At 28.7% G+C, this 19,524-nt stretch carries 22 protein-coding genes; 3 read left to right on the top strand and 19 right to left on the bottom strand.

Annotated features, from left to right (window positions below):
* Window positions 1-195: 195 nt before the first annotated feature.
* Both J5A73_RS00385 and J5A73_RS00380 read left to right on the top strand, forming a co-directional pair.
* Window positions 196-1,020 (top strand): undecaprenyl-diphosphate phosphatase, encoded by an 825-nt coding sequence (locus tag J5A73_RS00385; protein ID WP_211615634.1) that lies wholly within the window; start codon window positions 196-198, stop codon window positions 1,018-1,020.
* A gap of 3 nt (window positions 1,021-1,023) precedes the next feature.
* Complete coding sequence (locus J5A73_RS00380) at window positions 1,024-2,577, top strand: coproporphyrinogen III oxidase (RefSeq protein WP_211615632.1); 1,554 nt, start codon at window positions 1,024-1,026, stop codon at window positions 2,575-2,577.
* 78 nt (window positions 2,578-2,655) lie between these two features.
* Here J5A73_RS00380 and J5A73_RS00375 read toward each other — a convergent pair whose 3' ends face one another.
* The 3 genes from J5A73_RS00375 to J5A73_RS10350 form a co-directional block, all read right to left on the bottom strand.
* Window positions 2,656-3,195, bottom strand: coding sequence for an OmpA family protein (locus tag J5A73_RS00375; protein ID WP_211615630.1), 540 nt, complete (start codon window positions 3,193-3,195; stop codon window positions 2,656-2,658).
* Window positions 3,196-3,365: 170 nt separating this feature from the next.
* On the bottom strand, window positions 3,366-5,078 hold the full coding sequence (locus J5A73_RS00370) for a proline--tRNA ligase (protein WP_211615628.1): 1,713 nt from the start codon (window positions 5,076-5,078) through the stop codon (window positions 3,366-3,368).
* Between the two features lie 93 nt (window positions 5,079-5,171).
* Entirely contained in the window at window positions 5,172-5,771 is a 600-nt protein-coding gene (locus J5A73_RS10350) for a lysozyme inhibitor LprI family protein (RefSeq protein ID WP_249069303.1), read from the bottom strand.
* Window positions 5,772-5,932: 161 nt separating this feature from the next.
* Between J5A73_RS10350 and J5A73_RS00360 the strand changes: the two genes are divergently transcribed.
* Window positions 5,933-6,424, top strand: a complete 492-nt coding sequence (locus J5A73_RS00360) for a DUF441 domain-containing protein (RefSeq protein ID WP_211615626.1) — start codon at window positions 5,933-5,935, stop codon at window positions 6,422-6,424.
* Window positions 6,425-6,517: 93 nt separating this feature from the next.
* Here the strand turns inward: J5A73_RS00360 and J5A73_RS00355 are convergent, their stop codons facing one another.
* The 16 genes from J5A73_RS00355 to J5A73_RS00280 all read right to left on the bottom strand — a co-directional run bounded on the left by J5A73_RS00355 (window position 6,518) and on the right by J5A73_RS00280 (window position 19,520).
* Entirely contained in the window at window positions 6,518-6,823 is a 306-nt protein-coding gene (locus J5A73_RS00355; protein ID WP_211615624.1) for a hypothetical protein, read from the bottom strand.
* A 15-nt stretch (window positions 6,824-6,838) separates the two neighbouring features.
* Complete coding sequence (locus J5A73_RS00350; RefSeq protein WP_211615622.1) at window positions 6,839-7,051, bottom strand: hypothetical protein; 213 nt, start codon at window positions 7,049-7,051, stop codon at window positions 6,839-6,841.
* Window positions 7,052-7,069: 18 nt separating this feature from the next.
* Window positions 7,070-8,074, bottom strand: a complete 1,005-nt coding sequence (locus J5A73_RS00345) for a bifunctional oligoribonuclease/PAP phosphatase NrnA (protein WP_211615620.1) — start codon at window positions 8,072-8,074, stop codon at window positions 7,070-7,072.
* Between the two features lie 18 nt (window positions 8,075-8,092).
* Window positions 8,093-8,806 (bottom strand): SPOR domain-containing protein, encoded by a 714-nt coding sequence (locus J5A73_RS00340; protein ID WP_211615618.1) that lies wholly within the window; start codon window positions 8,804-8,806, stop codon window positions 8,093-8,095.
* A 135-nt stretch (window positions 8,807-8,941) separates the two neighbouring features.
* On the bottom strand, window positions 8,942-10,189 hold the full coding sequence (locus tag J5A73_RS00335; protein WP_211615616.1) for an RNA-guided endonuclease TnpB family protein: 1,248 nt from the start codon (window positions 10,187-10,189) through the stop codon (window positions 8,942-8,944).
* 460 nt (window positions 10,190-10,649) lie between these two features.
* Window positions 10,650-10,766, bottom strand: a complete 117-nt coding sequence (locus J5A73_RS00330; RefSeq protein ID WP_211614554.1) for a MarR family transcriptional regulator — start codon at window positions 10,764-10,766, stop codon at window positions 10,650-10,652.
* A gap of 39 nt (window positions 10,767-10,805) precedes the next feature.
* On the bottom strand, window positions 10,806-11,111 hold the full coding sequence (locus tag J5A73_RS00325; RefSeq protein WP_249069302.1) for a MazG nucleotide pyrophosphohydrolase domain-containing protein: 306 nt from the start codon (window positions 11,109-11,111) through the stop codon (window positions 10,806-10,808).
* An 18-nt stretch (window positions 11,112-11,129) separates the two neighbouring features.
* Window positions 11,130-11,984: a carboxylating nicotinate-nucleotide diphosphorylase gene (gene nadC, locus J5A73_RS00320; protein ID WP_211615614.1), complete on the bottom strand. Its 855-nt coding sequence runs from the start codon at window positions 11,982-11,984 to the stop codon at window positions 11,130-11,132.
* A complete protein-coding gene (locus J5A73_RS00315) occupies window positions 11,962-13,263 on the bottom strand; it encodes an L-aspartate oxidase (protein ID WP_211615612.1) in 1,302 nt (433 codons plus the stop codon). Before J5A73_RS00315 ends, nadC begins: the two co-directional genes overlap by 23 nt.
* 1 nt (window position 13,264) lies before the next feature.
* Entirely contained in the window at window positions 13,265-14,161 is an 897-nt protein-coding gene (nadA, locus tag J5A73_RS00310; protein WP_211615610.1) for a quinolinate synthase NadA, read from the bottom strand.
* Window positions 14,162-14,189: 28 nt separating this feature from the next.
* A complete protein-coding gene (locus tag J5A73_RS00305; RefSeq protein WP_211615608.1) occupies window positions 14,190-14,855 on the bottom strand; it encodes a 5'-methylthioadenosine/adenosylhomocysteine nucleosidase in 666 nt (221 codons plus the stop codon).
* A gap of 37 nt (window positions 14,856-14,892) precedes the next feature.
* Window positions 14,893-15,819, bottom strand: a complete 927-nt coding sequence (locus J5A73_RS00300; RefSeq protein WP_211615606.1) for a D-alanine--D-alanine ligase — start codon at window positions 15,817-15,819, stop codon at window positions 14,893-14,895.
* 194 nt (window positions 15,820-16,013) lie between these two features.
* Window positions 16,014-16,961, bottom strand: a complete 948-nt coding sequence (locus J5A73_RS00295; protein ID WP_211615605.1) for an Hsp33 family molecular chaperone HslO — start codon at window positions 16,959-16,961, stop codon at window positions 16,014-16,016.
* Window positions 16,962-17,153: 192 nt separating this feature from the next.
* Window positions 17,154-18,647 carry a lysine--tRNA ligase gene (lysS, locus tag J5A73_RS00290; protein ID WP_211615603.1) on the bottom strand — a complete coding sequence of 498 codons (1,494 nt, stop codon included), beginning with the start codon at window positions 18,645-18,647 and terminating at the stop codon, window positions 17,154-17,156.
* Window positions 18,648-18,692: 45 nt separating this feature from the next.
* On the bottom strand, window positions 18,693-19,064 hold the full coding sequence (locus J5A73_RS00285; RefSeq protein WP_211615601.1) for a DUF1934 family protein: 372 nt from the start codon (window positions 19,062-19,064) through the stop codon (window positions 18,693-18,695).
* A gap of 24 nt (window positions 19,065-19,088) precedes the next feature.
* Entirely contained in the window at window positions 19,089-19,520 is a 432-nt protein-coding gene (locus tag J5A73_RS00280) for a hypothetical protein (RefSeq protein ID WP_211615599.1), read from the bottom strand.
* Window positions 19,521-19,524 lie beyond the last annotated feature (4 nt).

Below are 19,524 nucleotides of genomic sequence, written 5' to 3'. Positions count from 1 at the left end.
TAAAAATTTATATTTTGTATACTTTTGTAAGTATTACAAATTTATTCTACCACTTTTCAAGAAATTTGTCAACACTTTTTTTCATAAATTTTCAAATTTATTTTCCTAATTTTTTTCAGTAAAGTTGTAAAACTGCCAAAAAAATGTTACAATTTTATGTAATAATAAAAAATTTTTTTAGAAAGGAAATGATATATGATTTTTAGTATTATAAAAGTTTTTATACTAAGTCTTGTTGAAGGACTTACAGAATTTGTACCTGTCAGCAGTACTGGACATATGATACTTGTTGACCAATTTTTAAAATTATCTGACAATAAAGTTTTTGTTGACGCTTTTAAAATAATAATTCAGTTAGGAGCAATTTTGTCAGTTGTCGTTTACTACTGGAAAAAAATTTTTCCATTTGCGAAAGGTAATACGAAGCAAGAGAGCATGGATATTATTGCAATGTGGGTAAAAATTGTGATTGCTGTAATTCCTGCCGTGATTTTGGGACTTAAATTTGATGATATTATTGAAGAGAAATTTTTTAATTCATTAACTGTTTCGATAATGCTTGTATTTTATGGAATTTTACTTATTTGGATTGAAACAAGAAAGAAAAAAGAAGAAAAAATTAAATCAATCAAAGAAATGACAATTCCACTTGCACTTGGAGTTGGACTTTTTCAATGCCTTGCGATGATTCCAGGAACTTCTCGTTCTGCTGCAACAATAATTGGAGGAGTTTTGCTTGGATTAAACAGAGTCCTTGCCACAGAATTTTCTTTTTTCTTGGCAATTCCGACAATGCTTGGAGCAACTTTGCTAAAGATAGTTAAAATTGGAAATGTTCTTACAATGGAAGAATGGTTTTTAATTGGACTTGGATTTGTTTTATCCTTTATTTTTGCTTACGCCGTTATAAAAGTATTTATGGATTACATCAAAAAACACGATTTTAAAGTGTTTGGATATTATCGAATTATTTTGGGAATTATTATTTTACTTTTATTTTTCACAGGAGTGATTAAATAAAAAATGATAGTTTCAAATATTAAAGTAAACGAAAATAAATTGGAAGAATTTGTGAGAGTTCTTTTACCAGAAGAATACGATATTTTAAAAGCAAATTCCGAGAAAAATATTTATTTTGAAATTTTTGAAAATCTAGAAAAAATTGATGTCGTGGCTATTTTGATAAAAGAAAAAAATTTTAATAATTATAAAAATAATAAAAATTCTGAAATAAAAATTGAAATTTGTGAAAATTTTAAAATTAAAAATGTCGAAAAAAATATTGAAGAAAAAAACATATTAAAAAAAATTACTTTTTCCTATGAAAAAATTTGCGACAAATATTTTGACCAAGCAGAAGTTATGCTAAAAACTTCTATTTTTAAAATTTTTGAGAAAGAAAAAGATTTCAAATGGGGAACTTTAATTGGCGTAAGACTTACAAAAATTGTCGGAAGATTTTTGAAAATGGGACTTTCTTATGAAAAAATTTTAGAAATTTTGAGAGATATTTATTTAGTCAGCGACGAAAAAAGAAATTTGCTGATAAATATTGTAAAAAAGCAGCAGAAATATCTCGATAAAGATACAATCGGAATTTATATTGGAATTGCTTTTTGTCCAACAAAATGCACTTACTGCTCATTTCCGGCGTATCTTTTAAAAGGAAAATATGCCGCTAGATATGACGAATATATTGAAGACATTTACAAGGAAACTAAAGAAATTGGACAACTTGCACAAGAACTTAATTTAAAAATAAATACAATTTACATCGGCGGCGGAACTCCTTCAATTTTGTCAGCTGAAGAAATTAAAAAATTACTTGATACAATAAAAAAAAATTACGATTTAAGCCATCTAAAAGAATTTACATTTGAAGCTGGAAGAATTGATACATTAAATCAAAAAAAATTGCAGGTTTTAAAGCAAGGTGGCGTGGATAAAATCAGCATAAATCCACAGTCATTTAATGAAAAGACGCTAAAACTCGTGAATCGTTATCACGACAGAAAACAGTTTGACAAAGTCTATAAATTAGCTAAAGAAATGGGACTTTCAATCAATATGGACTTAATTTTAGGACTTCCAAAAGAAACAACTCAAGATATTTTGTATACTTTGGACGAAGTGGCAAAATACGATGTGAAAAATTTGACAATTCATAATTTGGCGATAAAAAATGCAAGTAAACTTAATAAAGAGAATTATGAGCATCGTGACACTTTGGACTACAAGACTATTTTTGAAAAAATTTCTAAAATTACTGAAAATAAAGGACTTTTCCCTTATTATATGTACCGCCAGAAAAACAGTTTTCAGTGGGGAGAAAATCTGGGATACTCGCTTAAAAACTGTGAATCTATTTACAACATTGAAATGATTGAAGAAAATAAGACGATTATTGGGATTGGAGCTGGAGCTATAACAAAACTTATTTGGACGGATGAAAATACGAAAAAAGATAACATAAAAAGACTTGTCAATCCAAAAGATCCACTTGTATGGATGAATGAATTAGAAATACGGCTTGAAATAAAAAAAGAAAAAATTAGAGAAATTTCTAAAAAATTATAAATAAATTTAAAAATAATAATAATAAATAAAATAAACTATTCATATTTTATAAAGAATAGTTTATTTTATTTTATTTTTTTAACTTTGATTTTTATTGATTTTTATTTCAATTCTTCTATTTTTAGCTCTTCCATCTTCATCATCATTTGATGCGATAGGATTACTGTCTCCTTTTCCAACTGTTTCAATAATTCTTTCAGGAGAAAGTCCCAAATCAATTAATCTTTCTTCAACGCTTTCAGCTCTTCTAAGTGATAATTCTTTGTTGTAACTCTTTGTCCCCTTTGAATCTGTATATCCAATAATTGAAACTTTTAAATTTTTTTCTTCAATATATTTTTTTACTTTTTCCAGTATTGGATTATATTCATCTTTTATATTTGCACTGTTATAATCAAATTTTAATTTATTTGTATCTAATACAAGTAAATCTCCTTCAGATTTTTTTGTTTCAGTTACATAATTTTCTACATTTTCAGAATTTGTATTGTCAACTTCGACAGCATCCGTTCTCATAGCATTGTCTCTTAAATTTGAAGTTGTTATTTTTTTTGCAGTAGTTGGTGCCGAAACTAATAGCACAGATAACATCGCTGTTACTTTTGATCTTTTATCCATCTTGTCAGCCTCTCTTCCATTTATTTTAATTTTATTTTTATTTTTATTACATAATTGCTACTTAAATTATACTACATTTCTTTATATTTTCATAGAATTTTTTTTGTTTTTTGGAAAAATTTTACAAAAAATATAATTTACAAAAATAAAATTTTTATTTTCAGATAAATTTATTTAGCCAAAAACTCTTTCACAAAATTAACAACTTCCTCAACCTTAACTTCAACGCTTTCTCCAGTTGCTCTATCTTTAACTTCCACAATTCCATTAGCTGCACCTTTTCCAGCTACAATTTTAAGCGGGAATCCAATTAAGTCAGCATCTTTAAACTTAAATCCTGCTCTCTCATTTCTGTCATCTAAAACAACATCTATATTTTCATTTTTCAACGCCTCATAAATTCTTTCAGCAACATTTACTTGTGTTTCATCTTTTACATTAGCAATAATCACATCTGCAATATACGGTGCAATCGATTTTGGCCAAATAATTCCAAAGTCATCGTGTTTTTGCTCAATTACAGCCGACATCAATCTTGAAACACCAATTCCGTAACATCCCATTTGGATTACTTGCTGTTTACCATTTTCATCTAAAACTTTTGCATCTAACGCTTTTGAATATTTATCTCCCAATTTAAAAATGTGTCCAACTTCCATTCCACGAGCAATTTTTAACACACCTTTTCCATCTGGCGAAATATCTCCCGCTCTAGCCGTTCTAATATCAGCAACTACATCATAATGCAAATCTTCCAAATTAACATTAATAAAATGATAATCCTTTTTATTTGCTCCCAATGTAAAATTTCTCACATATTTTACAGTTTCATCAATAACAACTGTAAGTCCTTCTTTTTTCTCATAAGATCCCGCAAATCCAGGAACAATCCCAAATTTTTCACATTCTTCTTCAGTCATCATTTCCAATTCCATCGAAGCATTCACTGCATTTTTCAATTTAATTTCATTTACATCCAAATCTCCACGAATAAGTGCCAACACATAATTTACTTTATCTTCCAATACTTCCTTCAACATAACCGCTTTAACAGTTTTTTCCTCTGGAATATTCAAAAATTCTGACAATTCCTTAATTGTCTTAGTATTAGGCGTTTCAACTAATTCTTTTGGCAATTTTTCCTCTGAACTTTCCTTCAATTCAATGATACTCGTAGCTTTTTCAACATTTGCAGCATAATCTGATGAGTCACTGTATAAAATATCGTCTTCTCCATTTTCAGCAAGTACCATAAATTCATTTGAAGCGTCTCCTCCAATCGAACCAGAATCCGCATCAACCGCTCTAAATTTTAACTCCATTCTTTCCAAAATTCTAGAATATGCATTTTTCATATTCAAAAATTCTTCATCCAACGATTCTTTTGTTAAATGGAAACTGTAGGCATCTTTCATTAAGAACTCTCTTCCTCTCATAAGACCAAATCTTGGACGCATTTCATCTCTAAATTTTGTCTGAATTTGATACAAGTTAAATGGCAATTCTTTATACGAAGTAATTGTATTTCTAACAATATCCGTAACAACTTCTTCATGCGTAGGTCCCAACGCAAATTCTCTCTCATTTCTATCCTTCATTCTCATAAGTTCTGAACCATAAGCAAACCATCTTCCAGACTCTTCCCACAATGAAGCTGGCTGCAACACTGGCATTAAAATTTCCTGTGACCCAGCTCTATCCATTTCCTCTCTAACAATATTCTCAATTTTTTTCAAAACCTTATATCCCAATGGCAAATAGCTGTAAACTCCTCTTGTCAATTGTCTAATCATAGAAGCTCTCAACATCAATTTATGACTTATTACTTCTGCCTCTTTTGGTGCTTCCTTATATGTTTTTAAAAATGCTTTCGATAATCTCATTATTTTTTCTATCCTTTCAATATTTTTTATTATTTAATATATATCTATTATACTAAAAAAGACCGGTTATAGTCCAGTCTTTTTTAATTTTTACTATTTTAAATTATCGTACATTTTTGCAAGTTCAATTGCTCTATCCTTTGTCAAGCTAGCTGCTGTACCTGAATGCAGTACACCCGCCAAAGTTCCTCCATTGGCTTCTTTTGCAGCTTCATTTGCTTTTTCTTCCTTACTTTTTATCCAAGCTCTCTGTGCATTTTTTAATTTTTCTTTTCTATCACTCGGCAATCTCTCCATAAGAAGTTTATACACTTTGTTCAATTCTTTGTCCCAAGCTTCATAAAGTTCATTATTTGCATTTACCATTTCAGAAGTCACACCCGAATCCAATTTACTTTGCATTTCTTCTTCCAATTTTTCCATTTTACTTTCTAATTCTTTTGCATAATTTCCACTTGATTTTTTATCCAAATTATCTCTTTGTGTTTTATCCTCGTCTTGTCTTTCTTTTTCGTAAGAAATTTTTTTACTTTGAGATTTATTCTCATCATTATTCTGATTTTTCGAAGTTTGAACCTCAGTAAAATTCCCTGAATCCACCTTTGAAACTCTTTCAACTTTATTTTCTCTATTTTCCTTAGAACAACTAAAAGCTGCAATTAATAAAATTAGAAAAATTGCTAATTTTTTCATTCCAATCAACTCCTTCTTTTATCTTATAATATAAGTATATCCCATTTTTTTTAAAAAGCAATTGTTAAAAAATAATTAAAGCAAAAAAATTTTTTTGTTGAGAAAACAAAAGTTTCGTGTTATACTTTAAAGAAAAGATTTTTTTGAGAGGAGAATTTATTTTGGAAAGTTATATATTTTTAATCTTAATTTTATTAGTTGGAACTATAAAATTTAATAAATCTATTGTATATGCAACTGTTTTTGTAATAATTCTAAAAATTTTATTCGATATTTCAAAATTTTATAATTTTAAATTTTTGGATATTGAAAAATTTATTACACAATTTAGAAAAAATGGAATAAACTGGGGAGTCTTGGTCATTACAATTGCGATTTTAATTCCGATTGCCACAGGAGAAGTTAGATTTTATCACTTATTTAACGCCTTTAAATCTCCAATTGGATGGATTACAATTTTTAGTGGAATTCTAGTGTCACTTTTATCTGCAAAAGGTTTGTCTCTCTTGTCAAATCAGCCAGAAATTACAGTTACTTTAATTGCAGGAACAATAATCGGAGTTGTATTTTTGCGAGGAATTGCGGCAGGACCTGTTATTGCGAGTGGAATTACATTTTGTATTTTAAAAATTGTGTCGCTATTTCTTAAATAAAAAAATTTAAATAAAAGAATTTAAAAAATAGAAAAAAAGGAGCTACTACTAATTTAAAATTAGAAGTAATTCCTAAAAATTCTATTTTTTATTTTATTTATATTTCAAAACTCTACTTGAAACAATTTTTCCATCTTCACTTACTCTCACTTCATAATAAGCATTTTCACCATATAAAATTACTTTCCAGTTTCCAAAACCTTTTTTATAAATTCCCACATCTTGTGATTTTATTTCTTCGCCAAATTTATCTTTTATTTCTAAAATGCTATTTTCGACGACTGTATCTCTTGAAACAACTGCCGAATCTGGAACTGTCCTCACTCCAACATATGAACAGCTTACAACTAAACTAAAACATGCTATTAATATATTTCTTTTTAAATTATTTTTTTTCATATCACTTTTCCCATTTTACCTGTTTATAATATCTATATTTATTTCAAAATTTAACTTTGTCTTTTCTTCGTCCAAATAACTAAAGTCAATTTTTTTTAATATTGCATTTGGTTTTTCATCCAAAATATTATTAATCTTTTGATTCATCTCTTCTATTTTTTCAAATTGACTTACTAATTCATCATTTGTAAAACCTTTTATTTTTAGATAATTAAACATATTAAACATAATTTATTTCCCTTTTTTTTATTTTTCAAAAAATTTAAATTTTTCATACACTTTTTCAATAATTTTATCAAAAGTCAGCTCAGTTCTAAATCCTGCAGCTTTTATATGACCTCCACCGCCAAAGTTTTGTGCCAATTCATTTACATTGTATTTATCATTTGCACGAAAACTTCCTTTTATCGAACCGTCAATTTCTTCTCTTGCAAAAAGCGAAATTTCCATACCTTCAATTTTTAAAAGCATTTCAGCAATTCCATCGGTGTCGTCTTTTTCAATTCCCAGCTCTTTCATCTTTTCCTGCGTCAAATAATAATATGCAAAGCCGTAGTTATGATCAATTTTTTTATTTTTATAAACTTCTCCGAAAAAGTCTATTTTTTTCTCGCTGACGGCAAAAATTATGTTGGCAATTTTATGATTATTTGCTCCCGCACCAATTAATTTAGAACAGACAAAAAATGTGTGCTCTGTGACATTGTCATGCCTAAAATTTCCTGTATCATTGATTATTCCAAGATACAAATATTTTGCAATTCTTTTATCTAATTCAATGCCAAATATTTCCAAAAACTGATATAAAAGTTCACAAGTGCTGCAAATATCTTCTATGTAGTTGAATTCGGCATGTTCTGTGTTACTTATGTGATGGTCAATATTTATTGAATTTTCACTTTGTTTTTTTATTTCCACAGATTTTTGATAGCGCTCTTCATTTGCACAGTCCAAACTTATGAAAAGATCATTTTTTTTATTTTTTAAGTCATTTTTTTGTAAAAAATTCTCATAACTTAAAATAAATTTTGTATCTTCAAAATGGCGCATATATTTTGGCAATTTGTCATCTACCACAATTTGAATATTTTTTTTATCGTCAAATTTTTTTATCATAAAATAAAATGCTAAAAGTGAACCAAGCGCATCTCCGTCAGGATTTATGTGAGCTGTCAGCACAATATTTTTTGAATTTTTAATTTTTTCAACAATTTCTTCTGGTGTAATATTTCCTCTAAAGTTTTTTTTCATTGTTCACCTTCTTTTTTTTTATTTTCCTCCGCCTCTTATCATATAGTCGCTGCCGTATTTAGATTTAACAGTTTTTTGCATAGAATTTAATTTTGCTTGGTCATTTGTCATGTTTGACATTACAACATATGCTTTTTTCCCATTTACGACAGTTTTTTTATAATAAAAATTTCCACCTAATTTTTTAGTTATGCTTCTAGCTCCAGCTTCTGTTTTTACAGATGCCACTTGAATATATTTTTTAGGACCTTTTGCAGCTTCAGCTTTTGCTTTCTGTTCTGCCACGGCTTTTGCTTTTTGAGCTTTTTCCTTTTCAATTCTTGCCGCTTCTTCCTTCGCCTTTTGCTTTTGTTTTTCTATTTCCTGCTGATTATTTTTTTGCTGCTCTTTAGCCTTTTCTTGGTTCTTTTTTTCATCTTCAATTTTTTTATTGGCGTCATCTTTTTTTATATCTTGCAAATCTACATTTTTTGTCTTGTTGTCATTAGTTTTTATATCGTTTATGACATTTTTATTATTTTCTTGAATATTTTCTTTTGGCAAAGTCAAATTATTTTTATAATCTTTTGATTTGAAAAAATTTTTTCCTCTGACTTTAACATCTTTTTTTATTTCATTTGTCGCAGATTCTTTAGATTTTTTAAAATTAAAAGCAAGAACTCCTAGACAAATAATAACTGCTAAAATTACCACACTTCTCAAAATTTTATATGGATTTAATCGATAACTCATATTTTTTCCCCTTTCTTTAAAATAGTAAAAAATATTTTAATGTAATACCATAATTACTGAACCTCCCACGACTAAAGTCACAGGGTTCTAAAATTTTTAAAAATATTCAAAAATTTTCTAAGAAGTTTGATAGCTTTACACTACCCTTATTCTTTTAGGCGTGTCCAGCTCACCTCTATTGTATAGGATATTTAAATCCACAACTTTACTTTTTCTTAATATATTTAATGCTCCATTACAATCTGCATTTAATTGATAGCCTTTACTTGTTTGATATAGTCCTCTTTTTATCCTTTTTCCACTGAATATATATTCTTTTTGATTTTCTTTATCATATATTGGAATCTCATCTCCATCAAAGAAACTTGCTTTCGATGTATAACTCTCTTCTTGCAGTTTAAATTCTATTCCATATAGTTTACATAGATATATTAATTTATCTCTTAATTTTCCATATGGTATATTTACAAAGTTTTGATTATTTATACTTCCAATATTTGATTTTCTTTGAAAATCTTCATTATATCCTAAAATTATTTTTCCTATATCATTATTAAGACAATAATTTACAATTATTCTTGCTGCTTTTGAAAGATAATCTTCTATACGATTATTTCTTCTTCTAGCTATTCTCTTTTGCCTTAATGTTGTCCGCTTAATCTTTTGCTTATCTTTAATGCTTTGCAATTTTGCATTTATCTTATTATAGTATTGATTAATTGATTTTAATTTTCTACCATCTATTATGAATGATGCTCCAGTATTTGTAACACAAGTACAAAGATTATTTATACCTAAATCAATTCCTAGTGCATTTTCTTTAGTTAATTCCCTTTGAACTTCTTTTACTTCGTAAGTATATTGAATTTCAAAGTACCTGGAATGTTGTTTTGGTATTATTCTAATCTCTTTTATCTTCTTGTCTTTTAATACTGGTGGCAGCTTAATTTTAACTTCCTGATGAGTTTTCTTAAACGAATTTGAATAAGGAACTATCAGCATATCATCTTTTAATCTAACAAAACCTATAACAAGAGTTGTAAAACCATCTTTAGCAAGATATTTAGGTAATTTTATATCTTTAAAATTATATTGACCATTCCTAGCAAGTTTTAAAAGTCCAAAAAATGATTTAAAACTTCCGTCTACTTCTTTTAGAATTTGCTGAGCCATATTAGAATTTAATTTCTTGTAATTTTCACTATTTTTAAGTATTTTATAGTTTTCATTATAACTTAAATACTTTTTCTTATTAAAATAGTATTGTCTAATATTATATATAGCTTCATTAGTTAAGTTCTTGGCTATATGAGATAAATATTTTAAATTCCTAAACTCTTTTTTACTAAGATGTTTTACCTGTTGTTTTAAAGTTAAATACATGTATAATCACCTCCTTTTTATCAGAGATATTATACCATGTATTCTACATTTTATCTGTCAAAAGTAATATTTTTTATTTATTTTTAAATATTTTTAAAGTTTTTAAAACCCCACAACAGTGGGAAGCGTCGTTCACATAAGTGCGCTACTACTTATGCAGTTCTCATGGCATATATACTCCTTAATAAATTAAGGAGATTAGCCTTGAACCTCTTGTTATCTCTAACAAGCACAGACTATATCTTATCCATATCCTGTTTCAAGGACTTAGGCGAAACCACTTCCAATACCAGTCGCTTGTATTGTACTCCCCTCACGAGGGATAGTCGTTGAACTTTCCTTTTCAGGCTTAGCTGCTGATTGTCTATTATCATAATGTTTAGGATTTAACCTTGCACCATCTAGTATATTTTTTCTGCTTTCGCTACCTTCACACTTATACCATATTTGAACGAAGGTATTATGTTGTGGTTATACCAGCTTTAAGAGTTCCCAGCAGTTCAGTTTCTTTGTTGCACGGTTTTGCTCCGTATCTACATACAAGTTTCCCTATATGCTTACTAAAATTTTCGTGCAATTCATCTCACGACTAAAGTTGTGAGTGTTCTTGCACTATTTAATAAAAGATTTTTTCAAAATCAATTTCATAATAATTCGCAATCGCAACAATATAATAAAATACATCAAATACTTCCTCCTCAATCGTCCCCTTTATATTTTGTCCATCAAACCTCGTATTTTTTCTAATATTTTCAGCCAGTTCCCCAAATTCCTCAATTAATTTTAAAACTAATCTTTGTCCATTTTCTTTTTTTTTCTGCGATTCTTCCTTATCTCTGCTTTCATCTAAAGTCCCTTTTTCTATTCTTTTAATCAGATACTGGACTTCTTTAAGTGTCATATCTTCAATATTATTTTTCATAAAAATTTACCCCCTTTCTTATTCTATATACCTCAAATTTTTTAGACTTAAATCTAAAATTTTAGCTGAATGTGTTATAGCCCCACTTGAAACATAATCAATCTCCAATCCTTTAAAGCGATTTATATTATTAATGTCTATATTTCCAGAACATTCTATTACAGCTTTCTTTCGTATAATTTTTATAGCCTTTTTAATAGTTTCTATATCCATATTGTCAAGCATAATTATATCTGCCCCAGCTCTAACTGCCTCTTCCACCCCTTCTAAATTTTCAACTTCTATTTCAATTTTTTTAATAAAAGGAGAATATTCCCTAGCAAGTTTTATAGCTTTTGTTATTGAACCAGCGGCATCTATATGATTGTCTTTTAACATTATCGCATCAGAAAGATTATATCTATGGTTATGCCCTCCACCAGCTACAACTGCGTACTTTTCAAATATTCTCATATTCGGAACAGTTTTTCTTGTATCTAGTAAATATATATTTTTATCGTCTAGCGCTTCTATCATTTTTTTTGTATAAGTTGCAATTCCACTCATTCTTTGCAAATAATTTAAAGCTACTCTTTCAGAAGATAGCAATGCTTTTACATCATCTCTTATCTTTAGTATCAGATCTTTTTTAAAAACTTCATCCCCATCTTTTTTATACTCAGTAAAAACAGGAGAACCATTTAACTCAAAAACTCTTTTAAATACATCAAGTCCTGCCAAAATTCCTTCTCCCTTGGAATATAAAGAAATTTCTGCCAATCTATCATCCTTATAAATTGCATTTGTACTTACATCTTCTGAAGTAATATCCTCTTTTAATGCTAATTTGATTGAATCATCCATTTGAAATTTATCTATTTTTCTCAAACTCATCTTCTTTTATCCTTTGCTCTATAATATTTTTATTTTCTTTTATTTTATTTTCTATTTCAAAAACCTCTTTTTCAATATTTTTAAAAGCATTATCTGCTGCCGCATTATTATAATTAGAGATGTTATTTTCAATATTAATCGAACGGGCTGCTCTTTTTCCAAACACAACACTTTCTAATAATGAATTGCTTGCAAGCCTGTTTTGCCCATGAACACCCGTACAGGCAACTTCACCAACAGCATACAAATTTTTCATTGAAGTTTTTGAATCCATATTAACCTTGATTCCTCCCATTGTATAATGCTGAGCAGGAACTACTGGAACTTTATCTTTCAATACATTTATATCTTTTTTTATTAATTGTTTATAAATATTTGGAAATCTTTTTTCAATATCTAATTTTATTGTGCTAAAATCTAACCATTCATATTCAGATTTATCTTTTTTCATTTCTTTCAGTATTGCTTTTGTGACTTCATCCCTAGGTTTTAACTCATCTGTAAATCTTTGCAACTTCTGATTTAAAAGCACCGCTCCTTCCCCTCTTACTGATTCCGAAATCAAAAATTTCCTTTCATTATCTTTTGTATAAAATGTCGTTGGATGTATTTGAACATACGAAATATCCTTTAATTCTATATTATGTCTGATAGCTGCTGCTACTCCATCTCCTCTTATATGAGAAAAATTTGTAGTATTTTTATATATTCCGCCTATCCCTCCTGTTGCTAAAACTGTGAATTTAGATCTTATGGAAAATATTTCTTTATTTTTGGCTACAATACCAAGACAAGTATTATTTTCTTCAACTATATCTAAAAATTCACAATTTTCTATTGTTTTTATGTTCTTTTTTTCCAAAACTTTTTTTATAAGGCTTTCCATTATGTATTTACCAGTTCGATCTTCACAATATAAAATTCTAAATTTTCTGTGTCCTCCCTCTCTTGTATAGAAAAGACCTTTTTTATCACCTGTAAATTTTACTCCCATTCCAATCAAAGTCTTTACAGCTTCTTCTGATTCATCAACTAATATTTCAACTGCCTTTCTGTCATTCTTATAATGGCCTGCAATTAAAGTATCTTCGATATAATCTTCTCTATCCTCTTTTCCCCTGCAAACAGATATTCCTCCCTGTGCAAGATAAGAATTACTGTCTTTAAGCTCCTTTTTCGTTATTAAGCATATATTTATACTGTCATCTAATGTCAAAGCACAAATCAATGCCGCAACTCCAGAACCAATTATAACTACATCGTAATTTTCAGCTTTCATTTCAATCCCCTGCCAATTCTAACATTCTTTCCAAAGGAATTAGAGCTTTTTTAGCTATTTCATCATCAACTTTCAGTTCATCTCCACCTTCCGTCAAAATTTTTTCGATTTTTTCCAAGGTGTTTTTCTTCATACTTCTGCATATCAAAGTATCTGCAAAATGCAATTTTTTATTAGGAGCTTTCTTATATATTTCAAATCTAATTCCTCTTTCAGTTACAATTATAAATTCATCTCCTTCCTTTAAAGTCTCAGCAATTATCCCGCTTGTACTCCCAATATAGTCTGCTAGTTCCAAAATTTCTTCCTTGCATTCTGGATGAGCCAAAACTTTTGCATTAGGATATTCTTCTTTTAGTTTCTTTACATTTTCTAAATGCACTAAATTATGTACACAGCAATAACCTTCATTTAAAATAATATTTTTATTTTTTACCTGTTTTGCGATATATGAGGCTAAATTTCCATCAGGAACTATGAAGATATTTTTTTCTTTTAATTTACTTACAATTTTAAGTGCATTGGATGAAGTTATGCAGACATCACAATGTGCTTTAATTTCAGCTGTTGAATTTATATAACATACTACTGCCAGATCATTGTACTTTTCTCTCATTTCTTTTATTTTTTTTATAGTTATCATATGTGCCATAGGGCAGTCGGCATAAATATCAACCATATACACTGTTTTTTCTGGATTTAAAATTTTTATGCTTTCACCCATAAAATATACTCCTGCCATTATTATGGTCTTATTTTTCAGCTTTGTCGCAGTCTTAGCTAAATAAAAAGAATCTCCAACATAGTCAGCAATCTCCTGTACATCTCCATCTACATAATAATGAGCTAAAATCGCCACATCTTTTTCTTTTTGTAATTTTTTTATTCTCTCTTTCATTACTCCTCCTAAAATATTCCATAAATTTTTATATTATTTCTTTCAAAATTTCTTTTGAATTTTTTGCTGCCAATTTTACAAAACTATTGTATTCCATATCTGATTCATCAGTAATGCTATCGGAAATAGAACGAATTATTAAGAATTTTACATTTAAACGGCTACAAACTTGTGCCACAGCACCACTTTCCATATCCACACAAAGTGCCGAAAAATCTTCTCCCAGTTTTATTTTCACATCTTTTTTACTGACAAACTGATCCCCTGTCAAAATTCTTCCCAACACAACTTTATGACTTATATTTTGAACTTTTTCCAAAAGATTTTTATCCGACTCAAAAGCCCACTGTTTCATCTGTGGAATCTGTCCCATTTTATAGCCAAACGCTGTAGCATCGACATCGTGCTGAACAACATCAACTCCCGCAACAACATCTCCAACTTTCAAATCTTTACTTAACGAACCTGCAACTCCCGAAAAAATAACAGTTTTTACATCAAATTTTTCTATTAACAGCGTCGCAGTAATCGCCGCATTAACTTTTCCGATTCCTGACTGAACAAAAACGACTTCTTTTTGATTAAATTTTCCACGGAAAAAAGAAATTCCACTTATCACTTCTTCTTTTATATCTTTAATTTCTTTTTTTATTTCATCCGCTTCTTCATCGACAGCTCCAATAATTCCAATCATAATTTAAAATTTAACTCCTTTTTATTTATTTTTTATTTTATCTCTCTACATCAATCGAAGAATTTATTAATAAATCCAATGTCTGTTCGTAATTATAACCTAGAGATGCTGTACTTTTAGGAAGTAAACTTGCAGCAGTCATTCCTGGCAATGTATTTACTTCCATAAAATAAGGCGTGTCTTCATTTACTACCATAAAATCTATTCTTGAAAATCCTTCACATTTTAATCCATAATAGCTATCTTTTGCAAATTTATTTATTTCATTTTGAACTTTTTCACTAAATTCATAGACATATTCTTTTGCCCCACCTTTTGCATATTTAGATTCAAAGTCAAAATAATCTCCTGCAAGTGCTTCGATTCTTATAGTTGGAAAAACTTTCCCGTCAATCACAGGAACACTAATTTCAACTCCAGTCAAAACTTCTTCAATAAGAGCTTCTTTATCCATGCTAAACACCAAATCTAACCCAGCTTCAAGTTCTTCTTGATTAGAAACAAAGCTTACTCCGATGCTTGAACCTCCACTATTTGGTTTTACAACAACTTTATCTCCCAATTTTTCTTTTATTTCATCGAAATTCGCAGTTTCTCCACGACGCACACTTATCCATTTTGCAATTCTAACTCCATATCCTGCAACAATTCTTTTAGAAAATTCCTTATCCATACAAACTGCACTTGACATTACACCAGGCCCACTATAAGCCACTCCAAGACTTTGTAAAATGGCCTGTATTCTTCCATCTTCTCCGAAAACTCCGTGTAGAGCGATATATACAAAATCAAGGTTTAAATCTTTCACTTTTTCAAAAACCTCATTTTCCTTGTCAATTACAATATCAAACACTTCATATTTGTCCCTATTCAAATTTGCTACAATTTCACTTCCAGTTTTCAATGAAATTTCTCTTTCTGTCGAAACTCCTCCTCTTATTACTCCAACTCTTATTTTACTCATTTTTTAAATCCTTTCTTTTTTTATTATATTTTATTATATTTTATTATATTTTATTATATTTTATTTTTTTTATTATATTTTGTTTTTTTTACTTATTTTTCTTTACTTCACTTTATTTTTATTTAATATTTATTTTCGAAAAAAATTTAAAAATTAATTTATGAATTTTTTTTATTTTTAAAAATCTTTTTTAATTACTTTAAATTAAAATGCTCCTTCAAAATCTTTTTTTCAAATTGGTGTTTTTTCCCACAAAAATGACATTCCACTTCAATTTTCCCTTGCTCTTTAAAGATTTCATCAATTTGTTCTTTTCCCAAAGTAATTAAACCCTTTAAAAATGTTTCTCTTGAACAGTTACATTTATACTCAATTTCACTTTTTTCCAAAATTTCAAAATTTTCAACATACTTCTTTTTATGATTTCCATCAACATCTTCAGTTTCTTCAAACACCGAAATATCTTCATACAAAAGCTCAACTATTCTTTCAAGACTAAATCCGCCGTTTAATAACTCTGTGATACTTCTGATTTGTTTCAGTTTATCTTCCAGTTTATCTATAAAAGTATCTTCTACACCAGGAAGAAGCTGAATTAAATAACCTCCTGCACGATTCACGCTTCCATCTTCGTTAAGTTTTACTCCAAGTGCAACAACTGACTTTATTTGTTCCGACTGTAAAAAATAACTTGCAACAATGTCTGCTATATCTTGATTTTCTAGCGCAACCATTCCAGAAAAAGGCATTTTTAATCCAATATCTTTTCTAACTTGCATTATTCCATCGCCAATAAGTTTAATTCTCCCTTTTTCATCTCTCACGAAATTTCCATCTTTGTCAATAAGTTTAGCATTTGAAGAATTTCCGACATATCCTTTTACATGGCCTTTCATATTCGCAGTTGCAACCATTTTTCCATAAGCTCCATCACCGCTTATTTCCACCGAAACTACTCCATCTTCCACTTTCAAATCTTTTCCCATCATAGCCGCAGCAGTGAGCAGTTTCCCAAAATTAACTGTTGCAATCGCATCAAGTCCATGCTTACTTTGCGCATCTTTTACAACTTGTGTTGTATCACAGACAAAAAATCTGGCACATTTACTTGTCCCTCTTATTAATTCTGATTTTTTTCCCATTTTTCCCACTTTCTGTTTTAATTTATTATTTTAGTTTTTGTTTTATGTTTTATGTTTTATGTGTAAATTATACAATATTTTTTTATATTTTCAAAATTATTTTTATTTAAAAAATAAAATAAAAAAACTCACTATCCAAAATTAATATAGTGAGAAAAAATTTTATTAAATAATATTTTTTTATTAAATAATTTATAAATCAATATCTTCTTTTCTAAGAGTCGGAAATAAAATAACATCTCTAATTGACGCAGAATTTGTCTGTAACATAACAAGTCTGTCTATTCCTATTCCAAGACCTCCTGCAGGCGGCATTCCATATTCCAGCGCTCTTATATAATCTAAATCCATTCCTTGAGCTTCGTCATCTCCCGCTTCTTTTAGTTTAACCTGTTCTTCAAATCTTTCTTTTTGATCTTGCGGATCATTTAATTCTGAATATGCGTTTGCAAATTCCCTTCCAGAAATAAACAATTCAAATCTGTCAACCCATTCAGTTTCACCTTTTTGATTTTTTGAAAGTGGAGAAATTTCTTTTGGATATTCTGTTATGAATGTTGGATTAATTAATGTTTCTTCCACTTTTTCTTCAAAGAATAAATTTAAAATTCCAAATTTTGTATAAGTTTTATCTTTTTCTAAAGGAATTCCAAATTCTTTCGCTTTTTCAACAGCTTCTTCATCACTTGAAATTGAATCAAAATCAAATCCAGTTGATTCTTTTACAGCTTCTTTCATTGTTACTCTTCTCCAAGGTTTAGCTAAATTAATAGTTTTATCTTCATATTCAATTTCATATTTTCCATGTAACTCGAAAGTCAAGTTAGAAATTAAGTCTTCTGTCAAGTCCATCATATCATTAAAATCAGCGTACGCTTGGTACAATTCCATCATTGTAAATTCAGGATTATGTTTTACAGAAATTCCTTCATTTCTAAAACTTCTATTAATTTCAAATACTTTTTCAAATCCACCAACTAATAATCTTTTTAAGTATAATTCAGGTGCGATTCTTAAGAATAATTCCATATCTAATGCATTGTGGTGCGTAACAAATGGTCTTGCAGTTGCTCCACCTGCGATTGGGTGCATCATTGGAGTTTCAACTTCCGTAAATCCTTTTTTTTCTAAATAGCTTCTAAAAAATCTAATAACTTGGAATCTTTTTTTCATAGTTTCCATAACTTCTCTATTCATTACTAAATCAACATATCTTTGTCTGTAACGAGTTTCTACATTAGTTAATCCATGGAATTTTTCTGGTAGTGGTCTTACATTTTTTGATAAAACTTCAAAAGATTTTACCCTTAAAGTTAATTCTCCAGTTTTAGTTCTAAATAACGATCCTTCAACTCCAAGAAAATCTCCAAGTCCCAATTTTTTATAAATTTCATATTGGTCTTCTCCAACTTCTTCTTTTTTAACATAATATTGAATTTGTCCAGTTGGATCTTGCAATTTTCCAAATCCATTTTTTCCCATTCTTCTGAATCCTACAATTCTTCCCGCTGTTTTAAATACTTTGTCACATGTTTCATCATATTTATTAATTTCGGCAATATCATTTACTTTGTCGTAATTTCTTCCATAAGGTTCAATCCCCAACTCTTTTAATTCTGCTACTTTTTTTAATTTTTCTCTTATTATACCATTGTCATTTGGTGTTTGATTTTTTTGATTACTCATCACTTTTCCTTTCTTTATTTTATTTTGCTTTTTTTTGTTTTTCTTTTATTTTTTCATAAAATAAATATTTAATTTTATGTTATTTATTATATTGTCATTATCCATTATATCATATTCTAACATTATTTTGTCAGTTTCTTTTTCAAATTTTTTTGTAAAAATTTTATATTTTGCATGAAATTGTTTTGTCATATAAATAAATGGCGTATGCTTACTAACTTTAAACACTTGCTTTGAATTGATTTCTCCACGGCGATAAATCTCGATAAAATCGTGATTATCAACAATTTTACAAATTCCATATTCATCGCTATAATGATATTCTTTTTTCTTGTCCAAATCTGTCACTTTTATAAGCTCAAATTCTTTTTCATAATTTTGTGAAAATTTATCGAAACTTTTTATTTTTATTTTCATAATTTTCCCTTTTTAATTTTTTTATTATTCATCCAAAAATTCATCCAGAAATTCATCCAAATCTTCGTCAATTTCTTCATCGTCGTCATCTTCAACATCCACTTCCAAAAATTCATCGTCTTCGCCATCCAGTATTCCAAAATCATTTTCATCAATTTTTTCTTCAAAATCTCCTTCTTTATCATATTCCCCAAAATCTTCATTCCAGTACATATAATCTTTATCAGAGCCATAATATTCCTCGTCCCAGATTTCTAAAATCCGCTCCTGCTCATCTTCATCCAAATCTTTTAATTCTTCTTCAATACTGTCATACAAAAAAATTCTTTTTTCTCCAGTTTCATCATCACATACCAAGTATTCCTTGCCGTCAGCATTGACATTTGCAATACAAGTAAAACTCTCCAATTCATTTTCTTCGTTATATCTCTCAAATTCTTCACCAGCCGAATACATAACT

Origin of the sequence: Leptotrichia sp. oral taxon 218 (genome assembly GCF_018128225.1) — a bacterium.
GTDB lineage: Bacteria > Fusobacteriota > Fusobacteriia > Fusobacteriales > Leptotrichiaceae > Leptotrichia.
Note: the sequence above shows the minus strand (reverse complement) of the source record. Positions and strands in the feature narration are given on the sequence as shown.